Below are 23,531 nucleotides of genomic sequence, written 5' to 3' on the forward strand. Positions count from 1 at the left end.
CGCTGTCGTGCCTCGCTCGGACGCACGATGACACGGCAGAGCCGTCGCGCGAGATCGTAATTGCGGGAACGCGCGCACGGTCCGGGCGACGAATTTGGAACATCTTTGGGTCTGGGGACTTAACCGTGAGCCCCCTCGGATCAAGATTCCAATGCTGGACCTGTTTGGACAAGCGGACGAGGCCAGGATCGGCGAGATCGCCGCAGGCTATGCCGCCAGCCGGACCGAGGCCGACACGGATTCTGAAAGACGATTCCGCGACTTGCTGCAGGCTCTGCCGGCCGCGATCTACACAACCGACGCGGAAGGCTGCATCACCTTCTTCAATCGCGCCTGCATCGATTTTGCCGGACGCATGCCGAAGATCGGCGAGATGTGGTGCGTGACCTGGAAGCTCTATCTGCCCGACGGCACGGCGCTTCCCCACGATGAATGCCCGATGGCAATCGCGCTCAAGCAGAACCGGCCAGTGCGCGACGTCGAGGCCGTGGCCGAGCGGCCGGACGGCTCCCGGATCTGCTTCATGCCATATCCGACGCCGCTGCGCGACGAACGGGGGCGTTTGGTTGGTGCGGTGAACATGCTGGTCGACATCACGGCTCGCAAGGAGGCAGAGCAGAGGATGATGCTCCTCACCTCCGAGGTCGATCACCGTTCCAACAACCTGCTCGCAGTGGCTCAGGCGATGCTGCGGCTGACGAAGGCGGATACCGCGGAAGAGTTCCAGACCGTGTTTGCAGGCCGGCTCAGCGCGCTTGCCAACGTGCAGAGGCTGTTCTCGGCTTCGCGTTGGACCGGCGCGAATCTGAAGACCATCGTCGAAGAGGAACTCCGGCCGTACGCAAGCCGGGACGGCGAGCGGATCAGGATCGCGGGAGACGACGTCCGCCTGCCGCCCACGCTGGCCCAGTCGATCGCCGTCGCGCTGCATGAGCTGGCCACCAACGCCGCCAAGTATGGCGCGCTGTCGAGCTCTTCGGGCAGGTTGGAGATCAGCTGGGAGACCAATGGCGCGGAGCCTCTCGTGCTGCACTGGTCGGAGAGCGGCGGTCCTCGGGTCAACGAGGCGCCGACGCGCAAGGGTTTTGGAATCGGCGCGGTCGACGGCATCATCCGGACCTTGCGCGGAACCATTACCCGGCAGTGGAGGCCGGAAGGACTGGTTTGCGAACTGTCCTTCCCGGAGGCGTAGCCTAGGCCTCGCGGACCACCGTCTTCAGGTAATTGTAGGCCTTGATGATCTCGATCAGGCGGTCTTCGGTCGACCGGTCGCCGCCGTTGGCGTCGGGGTGGTGCTGCTTGACCAGCGCCTTGTACTTGCTCTTGACGTCAGCGAGCGTGGAATCGGGGCCGAGGCCCATGACTTGGAGCGCCTTGCGCTCGGCGTTCATCACCTTGCGCGTCTCGGCCTTGGGCTCGGCCTGCGGACCCTTCCGCCAGCCCGCGCGGCCGTTGATCTCACTGAACATGCTGAACGGATCGGACGCCATGTCGATCTCGGCTTCCGCGCCCTTCTTGCCGCCATTGGCGCCCATCTTCCAGGTCGGGCGGTGACCGGTCAGCGCATCCTTCTGGTAGCGCGCGACGGCATCGGCATTCATGCCGGAGAAGAAATTGTAGTTCTGGTTGTACTCGCGCACGTGGTTCAAGCAGAAGTGCCAGTACTCGCGCTGGTTCTCGCGGCCCTTCGGCGCACGGTGCGCGCCCTTGTTCTGACACCCGGCCCATTCGCAGTTGACCACGGCGTCGCGCGGCTTCACTTCCGGCTGCTTGCCTTTCGGCTTGACCCGGATGGAGTCGAAGAACTTTGATGAATCGATCGGCATGACTGACTTTGACTACGCAATGCAAAAACCTTCAAGTCTTGACATTGCAATTAGCTGGGAACCCGCAGCCGAAGTTTCACTCCGGCGTCTTCGAGGTACGGCCGCCGCAGGCGGCCTATGCAATTGACGGAGTGCGGCTGCGCGCTTTAATGGCACTCATGGTTATGAAAGACACTATCAGCAACAAGTTGCGGGAAGCTTTCACGCCGGAAAGCCTGCAGGTCGTCGACGAGTCACATTTGCATGAGGGCCACGCCGGCCATCGACCGAGCGGCGAAACACACTTTCGCGTTTATATTGTGTCCCAGGCCTTCAAAGGGAAGAGCCGGGTCGATCGCCACCGCATGATAAATTCGGCGCTGGCCGCGGAACTTGCCGGCAGCGTGCACGCGCTCGCGATCCACGCGCAGGCACCGGGGGAAGGCGGAACGTAAGACTCCGCTGTCATGCCCCGCCTGCGCGGGCGATGACACCGACCGTGCGTCAAAACGACGTCCCGGCCCGCCTGGGCTTGGCTTCCTCCATCTCCGCGTCACGCGGCACCGGTGAAATACGGAGCGCGGTGATGCGGTTGCGCTCGCGGCGGAGGACGCGGAAACGGAAACCGTGGAACGTGAAACTCTGGCCGCGGTCGGGGATCGAGCGCGCCTCGTGAATGACCAGACCGGCGACCGTCGTTGCCTCCTCGTCGGGCAGGTGCCAGTCCATGGCGCGGTTGAGATCGCGGATCGGCACCGAGCCGTCGACCACGACCGAGCCGTCCGGCTGGGCGCGCACGCCGGCGACCACGACGTCGTGCTCGTCGGAGATGTCGCCGACGATCTCTTCCAGAATGTCTTCCAGCGTCACCAGACCTTCGACCTCGCCGTACTCGTCGACGACCAGGGCGAAATGGGTTTTTCGGCGCCGGAACGCCTTGAGCTGCTCGGAGACCGGGCGCATTTCCGGCACGAACCAGGGCGGCAGCGCGATGGTGGAGACGTCAATGCGCGAGGTATCGCCGTCCGCGGCGCGGATCGCGCGCAACAAATCCTTGGCGTGAAGCACGCCGATGATGTTTTCCGGTTTCTCGCGCCACAGCGGAATGCGGGTGTACTCGGTCGCCAGCACCTCGCGCACCAGTTCCTCCGGCGGCAGGTCGGCATTGATCATCATCATCTCGGTGCGATGGATCATGACGTCGGAGACCTGCAGCTCGCGCAGATCGAGCAGGCCGCCGAGCATGTCGCGGTCCTGCTTCTCGACCTTGCCCTCGTGGTGCAACAGGTCGACCGCGCCGCGCAGGCGCTCGGTCGGCGACAGGATCGCCTGGTGCTCGCCGGCCAAACCAAACAAGCGCATCAGCAGACGAACGATGACCTCGACGATCCGCAGCAACGGTCCCAGCACATACATCGTCAGCCGCATCGGGCGGGCAACCGCAAGCGCCATGCGGTCGGGCGCGTTGATCGCGATGGTCTTCGGCAGCACCTCCGCGAAGATCACGACCAGCGCCGTCATCACGCCGGTGGCATAGAGCACGCCGACATCGCCGAACCAGGCCGTGAAGATGCTGGTGGCGAGCGCGGACGCGCTGATATTGGCGATGTTGTTGCCGAGCAGCAGCGCGCCGATCAGGCGCTCGCGCATGTCGAGCAGCTGCGAGACGACATCGGCGTCGTGGTTACCCTGCTTGGAGAGCCGCAGCATGCTGGCGCGCGAAGCGCCGGTCAGCGCGGTCTCGCTCGCGGCGAAGAAGCCCGAGACGAGCAGGCAGAGAATGACGATGGTGAATCCGAGCCAGTCCATGCACCACTCAAAAACCGGTTAGCCGCGCGTCATGCCTTCTGCGCGAGCTTCTCTTTGAGGAAATCGCGCACCGGCGCCGGCTCGACGTCCTTCGCGATCACGGCGCGCCCGACCGCCTCCAGCAGGATGAAGGTGAGCTTGCCGCGCTTGACCTTCTTGTCCTGCGCCATCAGCGCCATCAGCGCGTCGGCGTCGGCAAGTCCTTCCTGCGTGAAACCGGCGATGTCCTGCAGGCGCGTCGGCAGGCCGGCCTCGATGAGGTGACGCTCGACGCGCGCGGCATCGGCCTCGCCGATCATGCCAAGCTTCGCCGAGAACTGCGCCGCCAGCGTCATGCCGATCGAAACGCCCTCGCCATGGAAGAGGCGATCGGAAAAACCGGTCGCGGCTTCCAGCGCGTGACCAAAGGTATGGCCGAGATTGAGCAGCGCGCGCTCGCCGGTCTCGCGCTCATCGCGCGAGACGACGCCGGCCTTGGCGCGGCACGAGGTCGCAATCGCGTGCTCGCGCGCGGAGCCGCCCTTGAAAATGTCGGAGTGGTTCTTCTCCAGCCAAGTGAAAAAGGCTTCGTCGCCGAGCACGCCGTATTTGGCGACCTCGGCATAGCCGGCGCGGAACTGCCGCGGCGACAGCGTGTCGAGCACGGCGGTGTCGGCGATGACCAGCACGGGCTGGTGGAAGGCCCCGAGCAGATTCTTGCCCTGCGGCGAATTGATGCCGGTCTTGCCGCCGACGGAGGAATCGACCTGCGCCAGCAGCGAGGTCGGCACCTGCACGAAATCGACGCCGCGGCGCAGGATCGCGGCCGCAAAGCCGGCGAGATCGCCGACCACGCCGCCGCCGAGCGCGATGACGAGATCGTTGCGCTCGACCTTCGCGGCGATCAGGGCCTCGCTGACCTTTTCGAGGCCGGCATAGGTCTTGGAGATCTCGCCTTCCTCGACCACGATGCGCGAGGTCGGAATGCCGACAGAAGCGAGCGACGCTTCGGTCGGCTCGAGCCAGTATTTTGCGACGGTGCGATCGGTGACGATTGCCGTACGCACGCCGGGCCGCAAGCGCGCGACCCGTTCGCCGAGCGAAGCCAGCACGCCGCGGCCGATGACGATGTCATAGGCGCGATCGCCGAGTGCGACATCGACGTTGACAGGATCTGAATGTTTCAACGGCGCAGTCATCGTACGGCACTCGCAACGTCGGCAGGTGATTGGGCGGCTTGTTCGCCGCGGAGATGGGCGCGCAGCGTCTCGATGCATTCCTCGACGATCTTGTCGTGCGGCACGTCGCGCGAGGCGATGGTGAGGTCGGCATGGCCATAGATCGGCTCGCGCTCGGTGAGCAGGCGCGTCACGGTTCCTTCGGGATCGGCGGTCTGGAGCAGCGGGCGGTCGGCGCGGCGGCGCACCCGGCGCATGATGACGTCAGGGTCGGCCTTGAGCCAGATCGAGACCGCCTTGGCCGCGATGCGGTTGCGTGTCTCCTCGCGCATGAAGGCACCGCCGCCCGTCGCCAGCACGATCGGCTCGCCGTCGAGCAGGCGCGCGATCACCCGTGCCTCGCCATCCCGGAAATACGGCTCGCCATGGCGCTCGAAAATCTCCGGTATGGTCATGCCGGCATGAGCGACCTCGATCTCGGTGTCGGCGTCAACGAAGGGCAGCTTGAGCCGGGCCGCCATGCGGCGGCCGATGGTGGATTTGCCCACCCCCATCATGCCGACGAGCACGATCGAGCGCGTCCCGAGCGCCGACAGGATGTCGGCCTCAGGGGCAGCTTGTATCGGCAACGCGGCGTCGGGCATGGGTCTCGCTCGATCTGCCGCCGGAGGCGGCATGCTTTGGCCACCTATACGACCCCCTCGGGGCCCTCGCCAGAGGACTCTTGCCACGAAACGGCGAACATGTTGGATGATTTCATTGGTTAATTTGGACGCCTGAGACCCTCCCGAGACCTTGCCCGATGCCCAGCCTGTTCCGCTTCCTGACGGTCGTCGCCGTGATCGCCGGCATCGTCTACGGCGTGGTCTTCGCGCTGGCGAACTTCGTGAGCCCGAAGTCGCGGGAAATGACGGTGACGATCCCGCCGGATAAGTTTCTCAAGAAATAGGAGCTAGCCTCCAGGGCATGCGCGTACAGCTCTCAGACAGCAAGCTCACCGGCCTTTTCCTCGACATGCTCGCGGCGGAACAGGGCGCCGGCCCCAATACGCTCGACGCCTACCGCCGCGACCTCACCGATTTCTCGGAATTTTTGGGCCGCGTCGGGCACAGCTTTGCCGACGCCGAGACGCAGATCCTGCGCGATTATCTCGCCGATCTCGACAGCCGCGGCTTCAAGTCCACCAGCGTCGCGCGGCGGCTGTCGGCGATGCGGCATCTCTACCGCTTTCTCCTGAACGAGCGCATCCGCACCGAGGATCCCGCGGCGATCCTGTCCGGCCCCAAGCGCGGCCGCGGCTTGCCGAAGGTGCTGTCGATCGCGGATGTCGACCGCATGCTCCGCCGCGCCAAGGAATTGAGCGAGGCGGAGGACGCTTCGCCCTCGAAACGGCTGCGCGCGTTGCGGCTCTATTGCCTGCTCGAAGTGCTCTACGCCACCGGCCTGCGCGTCTCCGAGCTGGTGGCGCTGCCGCGCTCCGCGGCCAAACGCGACGCTCGCATGATCGTGGTGCGCGGCAAGGGCAACAAGGAACGCCTGGTGCCGCTCAACGAGGCCTCACGGCAGGCGATGGCCGATTATCTCGCGGCGACGGAAGCGGCAAAAGCCGACAAGAAGAACAGCGTGGCGGCCTCGAAATGGCTATTCCCATCGTTCGGCGAGAGCGGGCATCTGACGCGGCAGCATTTCGCCCGCGACCTGAAAGAGCTCGCGGTCGCCTCGGGGCTGCAGGCCCGGCTGGTCTCCCCGCACGTGCTGCGCCACGCCTTTGCCAGCCACCTCCTGCACAACGGCGCGGATCTGCGCATCGTGCAGACCCTGCTCGGCCACACCGATATCTCCACGACCCAGATCTACACCCATGTGGTCGAGGAGCGCCTGAAGAGCCTGGTGCGCGACCTGCACCCGCTGGCGGAGAAATAGACAGGTCTCTTGCCCCGGACGCGGCGCAGCGTGAAACGACGCGCCGCAGAGCCATAGAAGCGCTGCAGCGCGTCCGGGACACGAGAGCCCTGCCGGGGCAACCCATGAAACCGCCTTGACTTCGGCCACATCTCCGCAGAAAGAGCCGTGGCCTCACGCATGATTTGGCGGGCTGCTTAGAGCACACAAGCCAACTCATTGAAGAAGCTACATTTCTTTCCGCCGGTCCAAACCTGCTTCGACGCCCCGCCCCGTCCTCGCTATATTGAGTTGATGCCAGATCACATGCGCAGCTATCTCGACTTCGAAAAGCCGGTCGCCGAGCTCGACTCCAAGGTTGACGAGCTGCGGACGCTTGCGGCCTCGGGCACCGATATCTCCGAGGAAATCGGGAAGATCGAGGACAAGGCGGCGCAGGCGCTGGCCGACCTCTATCTGAACTTGACGCCGTGGCAGAAGACGCTGGTCGCGCGGCATCCGCAGCGGCCGCATTTCAACGACTTCATCAAGGGCCTGATCACCGAATTCACTCCGCTCGCCGGCGACCGCAAGTTCGGCGAGGACGAGGCGCTGGTTGCCGGCTTCGGCCGCTTCCGCGGTGAAGCCATCTGCGTGATGGGTCAGGAAAAGGGCGATTCCACCGAGAGTCGCATCCGGCACAATTTCGGCATGGCGCGGCCCGAGGGCTATCGCAAATGCGTGCGGCTGATGGAGATGGCCGAGCGGTTCGGCCTGCCCGTGCTGTCGCTCGCCGATTCCGCCGGCGCCTATCCCGGCATCGGCGCCGAAGAGCGCGGCCAGGCCGAAGCGATCGCGCGCTCGACCGATGCGTGCATGGCGCTGACCGTGCCGAACGTCGCCATCATCACCGGCGAGGGCATGTCGGGCGGCGCCATCGCCATCACCACCGCCAACAAGGTCTTGATGCTGGAGCACGCGATCTACAGCGTGATCTCGCCCGAGGCCGCCTCCTCGATCCTGTGGCGCGACGGCTCCAAGGCGCAGGAAGCCGCCAACAACATGAAGATCACCGCGCAGGACATGCTGCGCTTCGGGGTGATCGACAGCATCTTGAAGGAGCCGGTCGGCGGCGCCCACCGCGACCCCACCGCCATGATCGCCACCACAGGCGATGCCATCGCCAAGGCCTTTGACGAGCTCCGCGGCCTGGACGGTGACGCCATCCGCAAGCAGCGCCGGCAGAAATTCCTCGATATCGGCCGGAAACTGGGCTGATTCGGGCGTTTTCGGTGCCGTAGGGTGGGCAAAGGCGCGAAGCGCCGTGCCCACCAGCCGGTCGGACGGCAGAGAATGGTGGGCACGCTTCGCTTTGCCCACCCTACGAGACCTCCAGTAACTCCCCGTTAACCCTTTTTTTGCCCAAATCAGCGATCTCTGTCCGAATTGGGCCGGAAAGCCCAAGTAAGGCCCAAAGTCGCGTCCATTTAGTCTTCGTTGACCATGCCACTGGGCCAACGGGCTCGTGATCCCAGCTCGGGTTGCGACCACATGACCCAGAGGTTAGAATTTTAATCAATGGCTTCAGGGCACAAGCGCTGGAGCGTGGTTCGAAAACGCCCGTCACGACGGGTCCGGATCTCCGGTCGGATCATGCTTCGAGATTGGGGTTCGCGCTCTCTGCCCGGCACGGTGTGGGGTCCATCTTGATTTCTCGTTCGCTTGCTCGCGCGCTTTTGGCTTCGGTTGCGCTGCTGACGGCCAGTGTTCTGCTGGCCGGCTGCGACACCGACCAGGTTTCGCTCGCGACCAACGCCAAGGCCAACCAGCCGGTGCCGCCAAAGCTTCTCGCCGCGATGGTCGAGAAGGACATGGACCTGCAATCGCCGATCCTGGTCCGCCTGTTCAAGCAGGAGGCCGAGCTCGAGGTCTGGAAGCAGGCCCGCAACGGCCAGTTCGCGCTGCTCAAGACCTATCCGATCTGCCGCTGGTCGGGCGATCTCGGCCCGAAGGTGCGCGAAGGCGACCGCCAGGCGCCGGAGGGATTCTACTCGATCAATCCGGGCCAGATGAATCCGCAGTCGGCCTACTATCTCTCGTTCAACACGGGCTATCCGAACGCGTTCGACAAGGCTCTGGGGCGCACCGGCTCGCAGCTGATGGTGCACGGCGATTGTTCGTCGCGCGGCTGCTACGCGATGACCGACGAGCAGATTGCGGAGATCTATTCGCTTGGCCGCGAGTCGTTCTTCGGCGGCCAGAAGGCGTTCCAGCTGCAGGCCTATCCGTTCAAGATGACGCCGGTGAACATGGCCAAGCACCGGAACAACCCGAACATGCCGTTCTGGAAGATGATCAAGGAAGGCTATGATCATTTCGAGGTGACGCGGCAGGAGCCGAAGGTCGATTTCTGCGAGCGCAAATACGTGTTCGACGCAACGAAGACGCCTGACGCGAAGCGCGATCCGGTGTTCGACGCGTCCGCGAAGTGCCCGGCCTATGTGATCCCCGAGAACATCGCCAGCGCGGTGCGCGACAAGGATGCGCGCGACCAGGTCGAGTACAACAAGCTCGTCGCCAAGGGCACGCCAATCGCGCGCATGAACACCGGCATCGACGGCGGCATGAACAAGATTTTTGCCTCGAAGATTCCGGAGGGATCGACCGGACTGTCGGAGAATGCCGAAGGCTCGACCCTGGAGATGCTGGCGATGGCGAAGGCGCCGGGCACGATCCCCGGACACGTCAATCCGCCCAAGCCCAATCTCGATGCGGCCGCCGCCGCTCCCGCGAACCAGGAGCCGGTCGTCGCCGTCAGCGCCCCCGCCGCCACCACCCGCGTCGCCGCAGCCGCGCCGGCCAGCGAGAAATCCCAAGAGAAATCGTCAGGCGGCTTCTTCTCCAACCTCGGCCGCAAGATGGGCCTCGGCACCGCCGACACGACGGCGACCACGCCGCCGCCGCAGGCGACCGCGTCCGTGGCCCCGACCGCTGCGCCAGCAACACCACCCACCGCGACGTCGAGGCTGAAGGCCGCAGTGACCCGGTTCGTGCCTGGCCGCGATACGTCCAAGGACGCGCCGAAGCCGGCCGTCGCCGCCGCCAAGCCGGCCGAACCGGTGAAGCCGGACACGCGCCTCGCCGCGACGCGGCCGGCGCTGAAGCCGTCGGTGTCGGATGGCGCGAGTGAAGCGACGCAGATCATGGGCGCCGCGCCGGTGGTGTCGTCGAACTCGTTCGACAGCCGCTTTGGGGCGGTGAAGTAAGGCCGGCGCTCCGCTTAATCTCTCCGATCCATCTCAGCCTGACGCCGTCATTCCCCTTGATGAGGTACAGTGAGAGCGCTGCGCCTCACTCAAAGACTGGCAGCGCGACCTACGGCGCCAAATACCGCATCAGCTCCGGATTGACGCGCACATCATTCGCCTGCCCTTGCAGCGCGACCCTGCCGCGGTCGAGCACGTAGGCATAGTCCGCGACGCGCAGCGCGAGGTCGAGGTGCTGCTCGACGATGATGACGGCGATGCTCTTCGCGAGCTCGATCAGGCGCTCGGTGATCTCCTCGATCACGCCGATCCAGACGCCTTCGGTCGGCTCGTCCAGCAACAACAGCTTCGGATCGCCCAGCATCGCGCGGCCGATGGCGAGCATCTTGCGCTCGCCGCCGGAGAGGGTGCCGGCGGGCTGGTCGAGGCGCTGGCCGAGTTTCGGGAAGATGGTCAGCACCTGGTCGACCGCGTCGGCCTTCTTGCTGGCGAGCGAGCCGACCGCGAGATTGTCGCGCACCGACAGACGCGCAAACACCGAATGCTCCTGCGGGACGTAGCCGATGCCGGCGCGCACGCGCTCCTGGGTCGCGCGGCGGCTGATGTCGCGGCCGTCGAAGGCGACCTCGCCCTTCCAGGCCGGCAGCTCGCCGACGATGGTCTTCATCAGCGTGGTCTTGCCGGCACCGTTGCGGCCGAGCACGGCGACGCCGCCGCGCCAGGGAATGCCGAGGGTGACGTCGAACAGGACCTGGCTGCGGCCATAGCCCGCGTCGAGATGCTTGATGTCCAAAAATTCAGGCACGGCGCAGATAGATCTCCTGAACGGATTTATTGGCCTGGATCTCCGACACGGTGCCTGATGCCAGCACCTTGCCCTGGTCGAGCACGGTCAACCGATCGCAGATGTCGCGGATGAAATCGAGGTCATGCTCGACGATGACGAGCGAGCAATGTTTCTTGATCGGCTGAAGCAGCTCACCGGTGACGCGGCGCTCCTCCAGGCTCATGCCGCCGGTCGGCTCGTCCAGCAGCAGCAGCTTCGGCTTGCCCGCGAGCGCCATCGCGATCTCCAGCCATTGCTGCTGGCCGTGCGACAGCGCCGCCGCCGCGTCGAAGGCACGATCGGCGAGGCGGAACTGCGTCAGCATGGTCATGACCTGGTCGTGCAGCGCGCCCCGCGTGCGCGAGAATACGAGATCGAACAGCGAGGACTGCGCCTGCAGCGCGAGCAGGATGTTGTCGTAGAGCGTCAGCGTCGGCAGCACGCTGGTGATCTGGAATTTCAGGCTCATGCCGGCCCGGGCCCGTTCGGTCGGCGTGAACGCGGTGATGTCGGTGTTGATGAAACTCACTTTGCCTTGGGTCGGCACTTCGGCCCCCGCAATGCACTTCATCAGCGTGCTCTTGCCGGAGCCGTTCGGTCCGATCAGGCCGTGAAACTCGTTCTCGCCGACGGTCAGCGCGGCGCCGTCGAGCGCGGTGAGCTTGCCAAAGATCTTCTTGATGCCGGCGGCCTCAAGGAGCGGCATTGCGCTTCTCCTTCTTAGTCTCCTTGGGCTTGGCACCAAAGCTGCCGACCCGCTCGCGCTCGCCGAGCACAAAACTGATCAGGCCGAGCGGCCGGAACAGGATCACGAGCAGCAGCAGCAGACCGAGGATGATCGGCCAGATCTCGCGATAATTGTCAGAGAGCCAGAAGCTGACGCCCTCGACGATCACGGCGCCGATGACGGCGCCGATCAACGTGCCGGAGCCGCCGAACAGAACATAGAGCACCACCTGCGTCGAGACCACGACACCGACCATGTTGGGCCAGACGAAACCTTCGTGGAAGGCATAAAGGCTGCCGGCAAGACCTGCGATGGCGCCGCCGATCGCGAAGATGATCGCCTTGAGATGCTGCGCCTTGTAGCCGAAGAAGGCGATGCGCTGCTCGTTCTCGCGCAGGCCTGCGAGCGCCAGCCCGAATTGCGAGCGCACCAGGAAGCGGCAGAGCAGGTAGACCACGACGAGGATGCCGAGCACGAGATAGTAGAAAGCCGGGCCTTCAGTAAATTCGTAGCCGCCGAGCGACATCGGCGCGATCGAGGGGATGCCATTCTGGCCGCCGAGATAGTACCAGCCGCGCGCGAGGCGATCGGCGGCGTAGGAGCCGGTCAGCGTGCCCAGCGACACGAAGATGACACTGGAGGGATGCCGTCCGAGCAGCAGGAAGCCGCCGAGCAGCAGCGCGAAGGTGAGGCCGATGATCGTGCCGGCGGGGAGCACCAGGAAGATGTTGGTGATGTCGAGGTCGCGCGCGAGCAGCGCGACGCCATAGCCGGCCGAGCCGAAGAACAGGGCCTGGCCGAAGCTCATGATGCCGGCATAGCCCCAGACCAGATCGAACGACAACGCGAACAGCGCGAGAATGATCACGCGGGTCGCGAACACCGTGAGGTAGTCCTGCAGCACCAGCGGCGCGAGCAGCGCCGCGACGAGCACGACGCCCTCCACGATCGGCAGGACCTTTCGTCCTGCCTTGACCTGTTCCTTGGCCTGTTCCGCGGCCACGCGTTCAGCCATCGCATCGTCCGCTTCGTCGCCGGCGATGGCTTCTCTTACCACACTCATCGACTTCGGCATTCCGCCTCAGCATTCCTTGGGATCGACGAGCCCGTCGCTGCGTCCGACGATCTCGTAGTTCCCACCCTTGGCGACCGCGGTGTACATCTTCATCTTGCAGTGCCGCTTGCCCGGCACCATCTCGGCCGGTCCGCCCGGGCCTTCGGCGATCTTGGCGTGATCGAGCGCGGCGGCAACCGAGTCGCGATCGACCTTGCCGGCTTCCTTCACGGCCGCTTCCCAAAGCTTGAGGCCGCGATAGGTGCCGGTCGCGGCACTACCGGCCGCGAACAGGAAGTTGCCCGGAAAGTCCTTCTCATACGCCGCCTGGATTTTGGCGTCGAACGGGTTCTCCTTGGTCAGCACCTTGAAATAGTCGAGGCAGCTTGCGAGCCCCTCGATCTCGGCGGCCTGGTTGATGTTGAGCGTGTTCTCGTCATAGTAGACGCAGGCCAGGCGCCCGCCATTCTTGAGGAAGCCCGCTTCATAGAGCTGCTTGAAGAACGGGCCGACGCCCGGCGGAATGACGGTGTTGAAGACGACGTCGACCTTGTTGGAGATGATCCGGTTGACGGTCGATGAGAAATCGATCTGGTCGAGCGGGTAATATTCCTCGAACACGACCTCGCCGCCGTTCGCCTCAATGACCTTGCGGGCGTAGACGTTGAGCGTGTGCGGCCAGACATAGTTGGCGCTCGGCAGCGCGAACTTCTTGCCACCGTTCTTGATCAGCCAGGGGATGAACTCGTCACACTGCTGCGCCGGCGTCGGCCCGGTGCAGAACAGATAGGGTGTGCACTCCTTGCCTTCGTAGAGCTGCGGATAAATGTAGAGCGTCTTGCCGCGCGCCACGATCGGGTCCTTGATCGCGTTGCGCATCGACGAGGTGATGCCGCCCAGCACCATGTCGACCTTGTCGCGCTGGATCAGTTTTCGGACGTTGCCGACGGCGACGGATTCGTTCGACGCAGTGTCCTCGATATAGAGCTCGAGCGGACGGCCGAGCAGGCCACCGGCCGTATTGATCTCCTTGATCACCATCTTGGCGACATTGGCGTCGGCATTGCCGGCATAGGCGATCGGGCCGGTGAGATCGGTCGCGATACCGACCTTGATCGGGCCTTCCGCCGCGTTCGCCCACGGCGCCGGGATCACCCAGCTTCCGACGCCGGTCGCGACCGCGCCGGTGGTAAAGGCAAGATTGGAGAGGAAGCGGCGACGCGAAAGCTGAGTACGATCGAACATGACTAAACCCCTTTTCCAGCGATGAGGCCCTGTGGCCGAAATTTGATGAAGACAATGGCGAGCACGAAGACGAGGACGTCGGCGACGACGGGCGCCATCACCCATGGCAGCGCGGCACTGAGGGTGCCGATCACGCCGGCGCCCGCCACCGGTCCGATGAAGGAGCCGACGCCGCCGACCATCACCGCGACAAAACCCTGGATCAGGAAGCGCAGGCCGAGATCGGCGTACAGGCTGAACACCGGCACGATCAGCGCACCGGCAAGGCCGGCGAGCGCGGAGCCAAACGCAAACGTGGCGCCGTACATCAGGGGCGTGGAGATGCCTGAGGCCCGCGCCAGCGAGGGATTTTCCAGGGTGGCGCGCATGCGCAGGCCAAAACTCGTGCGCGACAGCAGGAGGTAACAGCCCGCCATCACCAGGAGCGTGATGACGATGATGGTGAAGCGCCAGGCCGAGATATGCATGGCGCCGATATCGATCGAACCGCCGATCGGCTCGGGCACGGTCAGATAGAAGCCACCGATCAGGCCGCGCACGGATTCGCGGATGATCAGGCCGAGCGCATAGGTGCCGAGCATCGCCACGATCGGCGCGGCGTAGAAGCGGCGGATGATCAGCGCCTCCAGCACGAAGCCGAGCGCACCGACCACGAAGGGCGCCGCGACCATGCCGGCCCAGATCGGCAGGCCCTTGGCGTAGGCGAGATAGGTGATGTAGGCCCCGAGCAGGACGAACTCTCCCTGGGCGAAGTTGAAGATGCCCATCATGCTGGCGATGATTCCGAGCCCCAGCACGATCAGGACGATGATCGCGCCGAAGCTCAGGATCTCGAACGCCGCGACGAACGCGTTAGCCATGCGCTGGATTCTTGTTTTGACGCGTTTTCTTGACGCGAACTGGTATCCACTTCGCTCGAAAACGCTCTGCTCCGTCCGTCTGCATCAATGCCTCGCTCACATCTTCTTCCAGTCGCCGATCTGCTCGAAGGCATGGGCGGCGCGGTAGATGGTGGATTCCTCGAACATGCGGCCGACCAGCATCAGGCCGACCGGCAGGCCGTCGACCATGCCGCAGGGCAGCGACATCGCGGGATGATGGGTGATGTCGAACGGAGCGGTGTTGGAGATCATCTCGAGCGCGCGGGCGACGTAGTCTTCGCGGCTCGCGGTCGGCTCAGGCAGCTTGGTCGCCTTCATCGGCGTGGTCGGCAGCAGCAGCAGGTCGTATTCGCCGAGCGCCTTGTCATAGGCCGCGGTCAGGCGACGCGAGATGTTGAGTGCCTTGCCGTAATAACGAGGACCGAAGCTGTTGTTGATGTAGGTCCCGAGCATCAGGAACAGTTTTGTTGTCTCCGACAGCGAATCCGCCTGCCGGCGCCAGCCGCGATGGAAGTCCATCAGCGAGGTCGAGTAGAGGTCAGAGCGGCTGAGGCCATAGCCATCGCCATACATCATGGTCTGGGTCATGCCCTCCGTGCCGATCGGCGTCCAGATCGCGGGACCGACAAGATGCATCGGGATCGAGACGATCTCGACCGTGGCGCCAAGGTCCTTGAAGCGCTTGGCGGCCTCGCGCACGCTTTCGTTGACGGCGGCCTCCGCGTTCGCCTGCTCGAAGCCTTCCTTGAGGATGCCGATCTTCATGCCCTTGACGCCCTGGCCGAGCGCCTTGGTGTACTCTTCGACCTTCGGCGCCTTGATGCGGGGATCGTAGCCGTCGTCGCCGGCGAGCACTTCGAGCAGCAGCGCATTGTCGGCGACGGTCGCGGTCATCGGACCGGTGTGGTCGACGAAGACCTCGATCGGCATGATGCCGGTGTAGGGGACGAGGCCCCAGGTCGGCTTCATGCCGTAGGTGCCGCAGAACGAGGACGGCATGCGGATCGACCCGCCCTGGTCGCCGCCGATCGCCATGTCGACCTCGCCGAGCGCGACCACGACGCCGGAACCGGACGACGAGCCGCCGGCCGAATAGCCCATCTTGTGCGGATTATGCACGGCACCAACCGCGCCGGTGTGGCTGCCGCCGGACATGCAGAAGGATTCGCAATGCACCTTGCCGGCGATCTCGGCGCCGGCATCGAGCATACGCGTGACGATGGTGGCGTCGAAATCGGGGACGTAGCCTTCCAGCGTCGCCGAACCGTTCATCATGGGCACGCCGGCGAGCATGATGTTGTCCTTCAGCGCGACGGTCTTGCCCTTGAGCTTGCCGCTCGCCGCACCCTTCACGGTCGACTTGCGGTACCAGGCGTTGCGCGGGTTCTCCTCGGGCGAGGGCCGGTAGCCCGGCGTGCGGGGATATTTGACCTCCGGCACTTCGTCCGGCATCGCGCCGACGAGATTATAGGCTTCGATCGAGCCCTGCATCAGGCCGCGGAACGAGGCGACATCGGCATCGGTCAGCGAAAGGCCGCACTGCTTGGCGACGTCGAGAAGTTGGGCAGGCGTGGGAAGGACAACTGTCACGGCGCTCTCCTGAAGTTTCTTGGTACGGTCCCTGCGCGCGGCCGCGATTGGCGCGACGCGCGCAGCGGCCCTGCTGAAACATTCAAAGCGGAAATATTTTCCTTTTCAAGTATTATTTTGAAATGGGGCTGTCCGGATTGCCGCAGCAGGCTCAGACCGGCTTGATCAGCTTGAAGTCGAGGCCGTCGGCCTCCGCGAGATACATCTGCATGCGGGCGTGGCCGTTGCGAACGACGACCGGGCCGCGCGCGCCGCCGTAAACGATGTTGCGGCCCGCCGCGAGCATGGGCGCCATCGACAGCGAACCTGCCTTTTTCGCCACGGCTTCGAGGAAACGCAGGCCTTCATAGCTGGACTGGCCGAGCGATCCGATCGGCGGGGCGTTCGGCCCGAACATCGCGCGATAGCGGATCTGGAAGTCGTCATTGGCCCGCGAGCCGATGCCGGAGAAATAGCCGGATGCGCAGAACATGTTCTCGCTGTTGTCGGCGCCGATGCCGAGCAGCACCGTCTCGTCCATGGCTCCCGCCAGCCGCAGCGTCGTGGCGCCGAGGCCGCATTCGCCGAAAGCACGATTGAAGGTGACGCTGTCGGTGCCGATCAGCGAGATCAGCACGACATCGGGCCGCGCGGCACGGATGCGCGCCAGATGCGGCTCGTGATTGTCCTCGCCGAGGGGGACGAACTCCTCGCCGACGACGTGGCCTCCGGTTTCCCTGATGTAGTTCTTCACGGCGCGGTGCGATTGCCAGGGCCAGACGTAATCGCTGCCGATCAGATACCAGCGCGACGCCTTCTTGACGTCGGCAAGCCAGTGGATCGACGGCCGGCTCTGCCAGCGCGGCGTCTCGCCGATCGCCATCACGCCGGGCGTACGCTCGCCGCCTTCGTAGACCGGTGTATAGATGTAGGGGATGCGGTGACGCGTGGTGACGTCGCGCAAGCCGACGCGGACCGCGCTGGTATGCAGCCCGACGATGAGATCGACCTCGTCGAATGCGATCGCCTGCTCGGCGCGGTTCAGCACTTCGTCGAGCGGCCCGCCGGCGTCGTAGATCGACAGCTCGATCTCGCGGCCGAGGATGCCGCCGCGCTTGTTGATCTCGGCAACGGCGAGCTGCGCGCTGTTGGTCGCGCAGGGGCCCCATACACCCGGCGATCCCGTGCAGCAGATGAAGCCGCCGATGCGCAGCTTGTTCGCGCCACGCCGCCTGAGGAAAGCATGATCGCCCGGCGACAGCGAGCTATCGGCTCCCGACGACGACAGATTCCTCAGCAGCAAGGACGGCGGCATCGCCGGACTGCCGTGAGCCGGGAAGTTTACCGTCGCGTGCACGCCAACTCCTGTCTGGCACCAGACCTGAAAGCACAATGAGCAGGCGGCCGCGGCATCCGCCCTTTTGTTAGGCAAACATCCTATTTTGAAAATATTGAATATTCAACAATTGAAGTGCATATAGAAGCAGCATTGATTGCAAGACATTCACTCATTTGGGTCAAGACGAAGTCTTAGCCGTGGCAAAACCGAACTCCCCGATCACCGAACACCTCGCCTACCTGCTCGCGCAAGCCAACCGGGAGATCAACCGGCAGCTGGAACTGCGCCTCAGCAAGGAAGGCGTTCCCGTCGAGCAGTGGCGCATCCTTAAGGTGTTGTCGGACGGCGATGGCCACTCAATGGGCGAACTCGCGGACGCGGTACTGCTCAATCATCCGACGCTGACCAAGATGATCGACCGCATGGTCTCCGACACGCTGGTCTATCGCGTGCAGGACCCGAATGATCGCCGCAAGGTTTTGATGTTCATCTCCGACCGCGGCAAGGTGCTGTGCAAGAAGCTCAACTCGCTCGCAGTGGACCAGGAGGAGCACATCCTGGAGAGCTATGGCGACAAGTCGACGAGCGAATTGAAGCGGCTGCTGGAGAGCTTGATCGACAGCTCGAATTGAGCGTTGGCTTGGCGCGCTCTCGCAACACTTCATCTCGTGAGGGCATGGCGCAAATCGCCACACACACTCAGCCGTCATCGCCCGCGAAAGCGGGCGATCCAGTATTCCAGAGACGCTAGTGATTCAACCGAGAGGCCGCGGCGTACTGGGTCGCCCGGTCGAGCCGGGCGACGACAGTGGAGAATGACGCGCGAGTATAGCGTTTCACACGCGCACGACAGCGAAGCTAACGGCTACGCGTACCGCCCGTGGCAGTGCTTGTACTTGTAGTGGAAGTGAAATTTCGAAGTCGTTTCAACAGCCTGTAGCCCCTCAAAGTGCGCTGTCAATCTTTTGTGCTGAGGCAGATCAGGCGGGTTTCGAAGTTCTGGCGGGAATACGCTGGGCACCTGCCAATCGAAGACATCAATGACAAGGCGATGCGGGAATTTATTCCGTGGCGCCGAGACTACTACGCTAACGTTGAAGTGTTGCCGAAGAACGCCAAGCGGCATCCGACTGACAAGACGCTTCAGTGGGACATGATGCTTGGCAAGGCCATTGTGAAGTGGAATGGTTTTTTGCGGATGTTGCTCATAACGGAATGAAATATCTGCTTGTGTGTTAGTTGATCCGCTGATGCTAGCGGCAAGGCTCAGCGCAATCAGTGCAATAGTCTCGTCGGTCGAAACGTAGGCACACCTTCGAAGTTTTATGCAGGTTATTTTGACCGTTCGTACGCTGCATATACTGTCACCCGCTCTGGCACAGATAGCAGTCGAGTAACGATCTACGGCTTGTTCAATTTGCTCATTAGCGTCGAGCAGTCCAACAAGGGAATGGATTACAGAGATATTGGCAACGGCAGAGATCAGTCTGACATGGATTGGTTTCAGAACCAGGTTCTTGAAATCATAAAGGATGGTTTATCTAAGAGCCTGAAGGTCAAACTCAATTGCGACCAAACAGCCCTCTGACTCAGCCTGGGGCTCCCTTAGTCCCCTAGTCTCGTGGCAAACACTGCAGCCGTGGCCTGTTTCCCATAATACTCTTGAATGATTTCGACTGATGTGCCCATGTTGCGAGCGACCTCGAAAACACCCACTCCATTCCGCAACGCTTGCACCGCATAAAAGTGACGCAAACTGTAGATGGTGTACTTCTCGCCGAAGCTGCTCTTTAGAATGCCAGCCGCTGCCAAAGCAGCATTCAGCTGGTCAATGAGAGTGGTAATCTTCGATCCATCCGGCATGACAAACAGCAATCCGTTGGGGTCTTCCTTCCTTCGCTTTGTCAAATATTTGTCTAATCGCTTGTTTGCTGCGGACCTGACAATCGCATCACGCTCGCCCGTTTTTCCTCTCACAACGAAACGATAGTTGCTGCGCCCCTTCTCGTCTTTGAATGGGTGGACGTCTCGCACGCTCACATTGTGTGCTTCGCCCGGCCTGAAGCCGGAATTGGCCAACACTAAAACGTAGGTTCTCAATAGCTCTCGGCTATTGCGAGTTCGCTTGTCTCTGGCGGCCTTAATGCGCTTACAAAGCGTTCGCCATAGCCGACGGAATTCCCAGAGCTCGAATGCCGGACGCACTCGCTTCTTCTTCGGCGTGAAGGTTACGGTTATCGAAGCCTGCTTGCCCCGTAGCCCTTGCTCGGCGGCCCACTTCACAATGGCCTTGCCAAGCATCATGTCCCACTGAAGCGTCTTGTCAGTCGGATGCCGCTTGGCGTTCTTCGGCAACACTTCAACGTTAGCGTAGTAGTCTCGGCGCCACGGAATAAATTCCCGCATCGCCTTGTCATTGATGTCTTCGATTGGCAGGTGCCCAGCGTATTCCCGCCAGAACTTCGAAACCCGCCTGATCTGCCTCAGCATTCCAGACGAGGTCTTGCCGTGTGCATGATCCCGCTCACGGGAGCCAATGTAGTCGTCAATGACGGCGGCGAATGATTTGGATTTTGGCGGAAGGCCTTGTTCGGCTCTGTGTTCTAATTGGAATAGGAGCCGCCGACCGGCTTGAACAGCATTCTCCTCGATCGTCGTCTTCAACGATCGAGTTACATATTTCCCCGGTGAAAGTCGCAGGCGGGCGTAGTAGGTGCCGGCTCGGCGGAAAATCGTGAGCTTGCCATCTTCAAGATAGCGAGCGCCGTCCATCCGTGGTGCCCCTGAAGTTCAGCAAGCACCACCCGGATCGAAATGCTTTCGAGAGTTAGACAAAAACGACGTAGTTCTGGACAGTCGAAATATCTAACTCATTGATTTCATTCGCTACGCGTACCGCCCGTGGCAGTGCTTGTACTTCTTGCCTGAGCCGCAGGGGCAATCCTCGTTGCGGCCGACCTTGCCCCAGCTTGCGGGGTTCTTCGGATCGCGAAGAGCTGCGTCGGAAGCCTGCGCACCGAGCGTGACGCTGGCGAGCGCCATTTCGTCCTCGCCGGTGTTGGGGTCGAACTTGTGCGCTTCCATCGGCGGCAGGACAGGAGCTTCCTGCTCCGGCGGGACGATCTCGACGCGCATCAGCTGCGCCGTGACGGCCTCGCGCAGATGCGCGCTCATCTCCTGGAAGAGATTGAAGGCCTCGGTCTTGTACTCCTGCAACGGATCGCGCTGGCCGTAACCACGCAGGCCGATGACCTGGCGCAGATGGTCGAGCATGATCAGATGCTCGCGCCAGAGATGGTCGAGCGTCTGGAGCAGAATGGTCTTCTCGACGTAACGCATCACGTCGGGACCCCATTGCCCGACCTTGGCCGCCATGTGCTCGTCGGCTTTGGTCTCGATGCGGGTGAGCAGCTCCTCGTCGGCGATGCCCTCTTCCTTGGCCCAGTCGTCGACCGGCAGGTCGAGATCGAGCACGCGCTTCAGCTCGTCCTTCAGGCCGGCGACATCCCACTGCTCGGCATAGGCATGCTCGGGCACGTGCTTGGCGACGAGGTCGTCGATGAAGGCGTGGCGCATGTCGGTGACGGTCTCGGCGACGCTGTCGTCCTTCATCAGGTCGACGCGCTGGTCGAAGATCACCTTGCGCTGGTCGTTCTGGACGTTGTCGAACTTGAGCAGGTTCTTGCGGATGTCGAAGTTGCGCGCCTCGACCTTCTGCTGCGCCTTCTCGAGCGCCTTGTTGATCCAGGGATGGATGATCGCCTCGCCTTCCTTCAGGCCGAGACGCTGGAGCATGCTGTCGAGGCGATCCGAACCGAAGATGCGCATCAGATCGTCTTCCAGCGACAGGAAGAACTTCGAGCGGCCGGGGTCGCCCTGACGGCCGGAACGGCCGCGCAGCTGGTTGTCGATGCGACGGGATTCGTGACGCTCGGATCCCATGATGTAGAGGCCGCCGGGCTTCTTCACGGTCTTGGCGGGCTTCGAGCCCTTCGCCGGCTCGATCTCGACCTCTTCCTCGGCCTTCAGCACGATGTCGCGGAAGTGCTCGATGTCGGCCTTGATCTGCTCGATCTTCTTCGCCTTCTCCGCCTCGTCCTCGATGCCGGCGGTCTCCTGCTGGATCCGCATCTCGAGCGAGCCGCCGAGCTTGATGTCGGTACCGCGGCCGGCCATGTTGGTCGCGATCGTGATCGCGCCGGGCACGCCGGCTTCCGCGACGATATAGGCTTCCTGCTCGTGGAAGCGCGCGTTCAGCACCGCGAACAGTTTTGCCGGCTTGCCGGCGCGGGCCGCGGCGTACAGCTTCTGCATCGAATTTTCGTTGCCGAAATCGATCTGCCGGTAGCCGTGCTTCTTGAGGTATTCGGCGATCACTTCCGATTTTTCGATCGAGGCGGTGCCGACCAGCACCGGCTGCAGCCGCGCATTGGCGCGCTCGATCTCGGCCAGGATGGCGGCGTATTTCTCGTTCTGGGTTCGATAGACCTCGTCGTCCTCGTCGAGGCGGCCGACCGGCACGTTGGTCGGGATCTCCACGACTTCGAGCTTGTAGATGTCGAAGAGTTCGTCGGCTTCGGTCAGCGCCGTGCCGGTCATGCCGGCGAGCTTTTCGTACATCCGGAAATAGTTCTGGAAGGTGATCGAGGCCAGCGTCTGGTTTTCCGGCTGAACCTGGACATGCTCCTTGGCTTCAAGCGCCTGATGCAGGCCTTCCGAATAACGTCGGCCGGCCATCATGCGTCCCGTGAACTCGTCGATGATGACGACCTCGTCGTCGCGGACGATGTAGTCCTTGTCGCGCGTGAACAGCGTGTGGGCGCGCAGCGCCTGGTTGATGTGGTGCACGACGGAAACGTTCTCGACGTCGTAGAGCGACTCGCCCTTGAGCTGGCCGGCGTCGCGCAGCAACGTCTCGATCTTCTCCATGCCACCTTCGGTCAGCGTCACCGTACGCTGCTTCTCGTCGACGTCGTAGTCGCTCTTGTCGAGCTTGGGCAGGAAGCCGTCGATGGTGTTGTAGAAGTCGGAACGGTCGTCGAGCGGGCCGGAGATGATCAGCGGCGTGCGCGCTTCGTCGATCAGGATCGAGTCGACCTCGTCGACGATGGCGTAGAAGTGCGGCCGCTGGACCATGTCCTCGAGCCGGTACTTCATGTTGTCGCGCAGATAGTCGAAGCCGTACTCGTTGTTGGTGCCGTAGGTGATGTCGCAGGCATAGGCGGCCTTGCGCTCGGCATCGTCCAGGCCGTGCACGATCACGCCGGTGGTCAGGCCGAGGAAGCCGTAGATCTGGCCCATCCAGCCGGAGTCGCGGCGGGCGAGGTAGTCGTTGACGGTGACGACGTGAATGCCCTTGCCGGCGAGCGCGTTGAGATAGACCGCGAGCGTTGCGACCAGCGTCTTGCCTTCGCCGGTCTTCATCTCCGCGATGTCGCCCTCGTGCAGCACGATGCCGCCGATCAGCTGCACGTCGAAATGCCGCTGGCCGAGCGTGCGCTTGGCGGCTTCGCGCACGGTGGCGAAGGCCGGCACCAGCAGATCGTCGAGCGTCTTGCCCTCGGCGAGCTGTTTCTTGAACTCGACGGTGCGGGCCTTCAGTGCCTCGTCGGAGAGTTTCGAAACCTCCGGCTCCAGCGCGTTGATCGCGTTGACGCGGGACTGGTATCCCTTCACCCGCCGGTCGTTGGCGGAGCCGAAAAACTTGCGGGCGAGCGCGCCGATCATGCCTAGTTCCTGTGTTCGCGATTCAACCGCGTTGCAGCCAAGAAGTTGTCACCCCCCTGCCTATCAACTCACCGTGACGCCTGATGGCGACAGAGCCCGGACTGCGGGGGGTCATCCGCCATATGGGTGGGAATTGGGCAAGTCTGGGTTCAACGGCCAAAAACGCAGCAAAATAAACGCCATCGCCATGGTCGCGACCGGGCAGAGATATGGCCCGGTCAGGGCCTTGTCAACGGCGGGCGCAT

At 63.3% G+C, this 23,531-nt stretch carries 21 protein-coding genes; 8 read left to right on the top strand and 13 right to left on the bottom strand.

Annotated elements, in window-relative coordinates; all coding sequences use genetic code 11:
• The first annotated feature begins 151 nt into the window (after positions 1 to 151).
• The gene (locus tag AB7535_RS34040; RefSeq protein WP_354113810.1) at positions 152 to 1,192 is read left to right on the top strand and encodes a sensor histidine kinase; all 1,041 of its coding nucleotides are present in this window, start codon (positions 152 to 154) and stop codon (positions 1,190 to 1,192) included.
• Position 1,193: 1 nt separating this feature from the next.
• On the opposite strand, the gene AB7535_RS34045 is transcribed toward AB7535_RS34040, so the two are convergent.
• Positions 1,194 to 1,826: a J domain-containing protein gene (locus AB7535_RS34045; RefSeq protein ID WP_014490400.1), complete on the bottom strand. Its 633-nt coding sequence runs from the start codon at positions 1,824 to 1,826 to the stop codon at positions 1,194 to 1,196.
• Positions 1,827 to 1,984: 158 nt separating this feature from the next.
• Between AB7535_RS34045 and AB7535_RS34050 the strand changes: the two genes are divergently transcribed.
• Positions 1,985 to 2,260, top strand: a complete 276-nt coding sequence (locus AB7535_RS34050) for a BolA family protein (protein ID WP_028149466.1) — start codon at positions 1,985 to 1,987, stop codon at positions 2,258 to 2,260.
• Positions 2,261 to 2,309: 49 nt separating this feature from the next.
• On the opposite strand, the gene AB7535_RS34055 is transcribed toward AB7535_RS34050, so the two are convergent.
• The 3 genes from AB7535_RS34055 to AB7535_RS34065 are packed head-to-tail and all read right to left on the bottom strand — an operon-like array spanning position 2,310 to position 5,415.
• Positions 2,310 to 3,614: an HlyC/CorC family transporter gene (locus AB7535_RS34055; protein ID WP_071908474.1), complete on the bottom strand. Its 1,305-nt coding sequence runs from the start codon at positions 3,612 to 3,614 to the stop codon at positions 2,310 to 2,312.
• Between the two features lie 29 nt (positions 3,615 to 3,643).
• Positions 3,644 to 4,792 (bottom strand): 3-dehydroquinate synthase, encoded by a 1,149-nt coding sequence (gene aroB / locus AB7535_RS34060; RefSeq protein WP_354113809.1) that lies wholly within the window; start codon positions 4,790 to 4,792, stop codon positions 3,644 to 3,646.
• On the bottom strand, positions 4,789 to 5,415 hold the full coding sequence (locus AB7535_RS34065) for a shikimate kinase (RefSeq protein WP_028149469.1): 627 nt from the start codon (positions 5,413 to 5,415) through the stop codon (positions 4,789 to 4,791). The genes aroB and AB7535_RS34065 overlap by 4 nt, the downstream gene beginning before the upstream one ends.
• Positions 5,416 to 5,573: 158 nt before the next feature.
• On the opposite strand from AB7535_RS34065, the gene AB7535_RS34070 reads away from it, so the two are divergent.
• The 4 genes from AB7535_RS34070 (at position 5,574) to AB7535_RS34085 (ending at position 9,918) form a co-directional block, all read left to right on the top strand.
• Positions 5,574 to 5,720: a hypothetical protein gene (locus AB7535_RS34070; protein ID WP_014439243.1), complete on the top strand. Its 147-nt coding sequence runs from the start codon at positions 5,574 to 5,576 to the stop codon at positions 5,718 to 5,720.
• A gap of 17 nt (positions 5,721 to 5,737) precedes the next feature.
• Positions 5,738 to 6,694: a site-specific tyrosine recombinase XerD gene (gene xerD, locus AB7535_RS34075; RefSeq protein WP_354113808.1), complete on the top strand. Its 957-nt coding sequence runs from the start codon at positions 5,738 to 5,740 to the stop codon at positions 6,692 to 6,694.
• 273 nt (positions 6,695 to 6,967) lie between these two features.
• Positions 6,968 to 7,930, top strand: coding sequence for an acetyl-CoA carboxylase carboxyltransferase subunit alpha (locus AB7535_RS34080; RefSeq protein ID WP_085403699.1), 963 nt, complete (start codon positions 6,968 to 6,970; stop codon positions 7,928 to 7,930).
• Positions 7,931 to 8,358: 428 nt separating this feature from the next.
• Positions 8,359 to 9,918 carry a murein L,D-transpeptidase family protein gene (locus AB7535_RS34085; protein WP_354113807.1) on the top strand — a complete coding sequence of 520 codons (1,560 nt, stop codon included), beginning with the start codon at positions 8,359 to 8,361 and terminating at the stop codon, positions 9,916 to 9,918.
• Between the two features lie 109 nt (positions 9,919 to 10,027).
• On the opposite strand, the gene AB7535_RS34090 is transcribed toward AB7535_RS34085, so the two are convergent.
• The 7 genes from AB7535_RS34090 to AB7535_RS34120 form a co-directional block, all read right to left on the bottom strand.
• Complete coding sequence (locus tag AB7535_RS34090) at positions 10,028 to 10,723, bottom strand: branched-chain amino acid ABC transporter ATP-binding protein (protein WP_247316462.1); 696 nt, start codon at positions 10,721 to 10,723, stop codon at positions 10,028 to 10,030.
• A complete protein-coding gene (locus tag AB7535_RS34095) occupies positions 10,716 to 11,450 on the bottom strand; it encodes an ABC transporter ATP-binding protein (RefSeq protein WP_028149473.1) in 735 nt (244 codons plus the stop codon). Before AB7535_RS34095 ends, AB7535_RS34090 begins: the two co-directional genes overlap by 8 nt.
• Positions 11,437 to 12,546, bottom strand: coding sequence for a branched-chain amino acid ABC transporter permease (locus AB7535_RS34100; RefSeq protein ID WP_354113806.1), 1,110 nt, complete (start codon positions 12,544 to 12,546; stop codon positions 11,437 to 11,439). Before AB7535_RS34100 ends, AB7535_RS34095 begins: the two co-directional genes overlap by 14 nt.
• 6 nt (positions 12,547 to 12,552) lie before the next feature.
• On the bottom strand, positions 12,553 to 13,770 hold the full coding sequence (locus tag AB7535_RS34105) for a substrate-binding protein (RefSeq protein ID WP_085403593.1): 1,218 nt from the start codon (positions 13,768 to 13,770) through the stop codon (positions 12,553 to 12,555).
• A gap of 2 nt (positions 13,771 to 13,772) precedes the next feature.
• Positions 13,773 to 14,630 (bottom strand): branched-chain amino acid ABC transporter permease, encoded by an 858-nt coding sequence (locus tag AB7535_RS34110; protein WP_063980618.1) that lies wholly within the window; start codon positions 14,628 to 14,630, stop codon positions 13,773 to 13,775.
• A gap of 96 nt (positions 14,631 to 14,726) precedes the next feature.
• Positions 14,727 to 16,241: an amidase gene (locus AB7535_RS34115; RefSeq protein WP_354113805.1), complete on the bottom strand. Its 1,515-nt coding sequence runs from the start codon at positions 16,239 to 16,241 to the stop codon at positions 14,727 to 14,729.
• 151 nt (positions 16,242 to 16,392) lie between these two features.
• Positions 16,393 to 17,577 carry a substrate-binding domain-containing protein gene (locus AB7535_RS34120; RefSeq protein ID WP_014490414.1) on the bottom strand — a complete coding sequence of 395 codons (1,185 nt, stop codon included), beginning with the start codon at positions 17,575 to 17,577 and terminating at the stop codon, positions 16,393 to 16,395.
• Positions 17,578 to 17,756: 179 nt separating this feature from the next.
• On the opposite strand from AB7535_RS34120, the gene AB7535_RS34125 reads away from it, so the two are divergent.
• Together AB7535_RS34125 and AB7535_RS34130 are read left to right on the top strand one after the other, a co-directional pair.
• The gene (locus AB7535_RS34125) at positions 17,757 to 18,191 is read left to right on the top strand and encodes a MarR family winged helix-turn-helix transcriptional regulator (RefSeq protein ID WP_014490415.1); all 435 of its coding nucleotides are present in this window, start codon (positions 17,757 to 17,759) and stop codon (positions 18,189 to 18,191) included.
• A gap of 335 nt (positions 18,192 to 18,526) precedes the next feature.
• Positions 18,527 to 18,778, top strand: coding sequence for a hypothetical protein (locus AB7535_RS34130; RefSeq protein ID WP_439037480.1), 252 nt, complete (start codon positions 18,527 to 18,529; stop codon positions 18,776 to 18,778).
• Positions 18,779 to 19,164: 386 nt separating this feature from the next.
• Here the strand turns inward: AB7535_RS34130 and AB7535_RS34135 are convergent, their stop codons facing one another.
• The gene (locus AB7535_RS34135) at positions 19,165 to 20,331 is read right to left on the bottom strand and encodes a tyrosine-type recombinase/integrase (protein ID WP_354113800.1); all 1,167 of its coding nucleotides are present in this window, start codon (positions 20,329 to 20,331) and stop codon (positions 19,165 to 19,167) included.
• Positions 20,332 to 20,445: 114 nt separating this feature from the next.
• Positions 20,446 to 23,286, bottom strand: a complete 2,841-nt coding sequence (secA, locus tag AB7535_RS34140; RefSeq protein WP_354113799.1) for a preprotein translocase subunit SecA — start codon at positions 23,284 to 23,286, stop codon at positions 20,446 to 20,448.
• Between the last annotated feature and the right edge of the window lie 245 nt (positions 23,287 to 23,531).

The organism is Bradyrhizobium sp. 956_D2_N1_4, assembly GCF_052076025.1.
In the GTDB taxonomy this organism is placed as follows: Bacteria; Pseudomonadota; Alphaproteobacteria; order Rhizobiales; family Xanthobacteraceae; genus Bradyrhizobium; species Bradyrhizobium barranii.

Coding starts and splice junctions, on each gene's coding strand:
- AB7535_RS34040 (WP_354113810.1), top strand. CDS start 152: ATGCTGGACCTGTTTGGACAAGCGGACGAGGCCAGGATCGGCGAGATC.
- AB7535_RS34095 (WP_028149473.1), bottom strand. CDS start 11,450: ATGCCGCTCCTTGAGGCCGCCGGCATCAAGAAGATCTTTGGCAAGCTC.
- aroB (WP_354113809.1), bottom strand. CDS start 4,792: ATGACTGCGCCGTTGAAACATTCAGATCCTGTCAACGTCGATGTCGCA.
- AB7535_RS34065 (WP_028149469.1), bottom strand. CDS start 5,415: ATGCCCGACGCCGCGTTGCCGATACAAGCTGCCCCTGAGGCCGACATC.
- AB7535_RS34055 (WP_071908474.1), bottom strand. CDS start 3,614: ATGGACTGGCTCGGATTCACCATCGTCATTCTCTGCCTGCTCGTCTCG.
- secA (WP_354113799.1), bottom strand. CDS start 23,286: ATGATCGGCGCGCTCGCCCGCAAGTTTTTCGGCTCCGCCAACGACCGG.
- AB7535_RS34105 (WP_085403593.1), bottom strand. CDS start 13,770: ATGTTCGATCGTACTCAGCTTTCGCGTCGCCGCTTCCTCTCCAATCTT.
- AB7535_RS34135 (WP_354113800.1), bottom strand. CDS start 20,331: ATGGACGGCGCTCGCTATCTTGAAGATGGCAAGCTCACGATTTTCCGC.
- AB7535_RS34100 (WP_354113806.1), bottom strand. CDS start 12,546: ATGCCGAAGTCGATGAGTGTGGTAAGAGAAGCCATCGCCGGCGACGAA.
- AB7535_RS34070 (WP_014439243.1), top strand. CDS start 5,574: ATGCCCAGCCTGTTCCGCTTCCTGACGGTCGTCGCCGTGATCGCCGGC.
- AB7535_RS34110 (WP_063980618.1), bottom strand. CDS start 14,630: ATGGCTAACGCGTTCGTCGCGGCGTTCGAGATCCTGAGCTTCGGCGCG.
- AB7535_RS34080 (WP_085403699.1), top strand. CDS start 6,968: ATGCCAGATCACATGCGCAGCTATCTCGACTTCGAAAAGCCGGTCGCC.
- AB7535_RS34050 (WP_028149466.1), top strand. CDS start 1,985: ATGGTTATGAAAGACACTATCAGCAACAAGTTGCGGGAAGCTTTCACG.
- AB7535_RS34045 (WP_014490400.1), bottom strand. CDS start 1,826: ATGCCGATCGATTCATCAAAGTTCTTCGACTCCATCCGGGTCAAGCCG.
- xerD (WP_354113808.1), top strand. CDS start 5,738: ATGCGCGTACAGCTCTCAGACAGCAAGCTCACCGGCCTTTTCCTCGAC.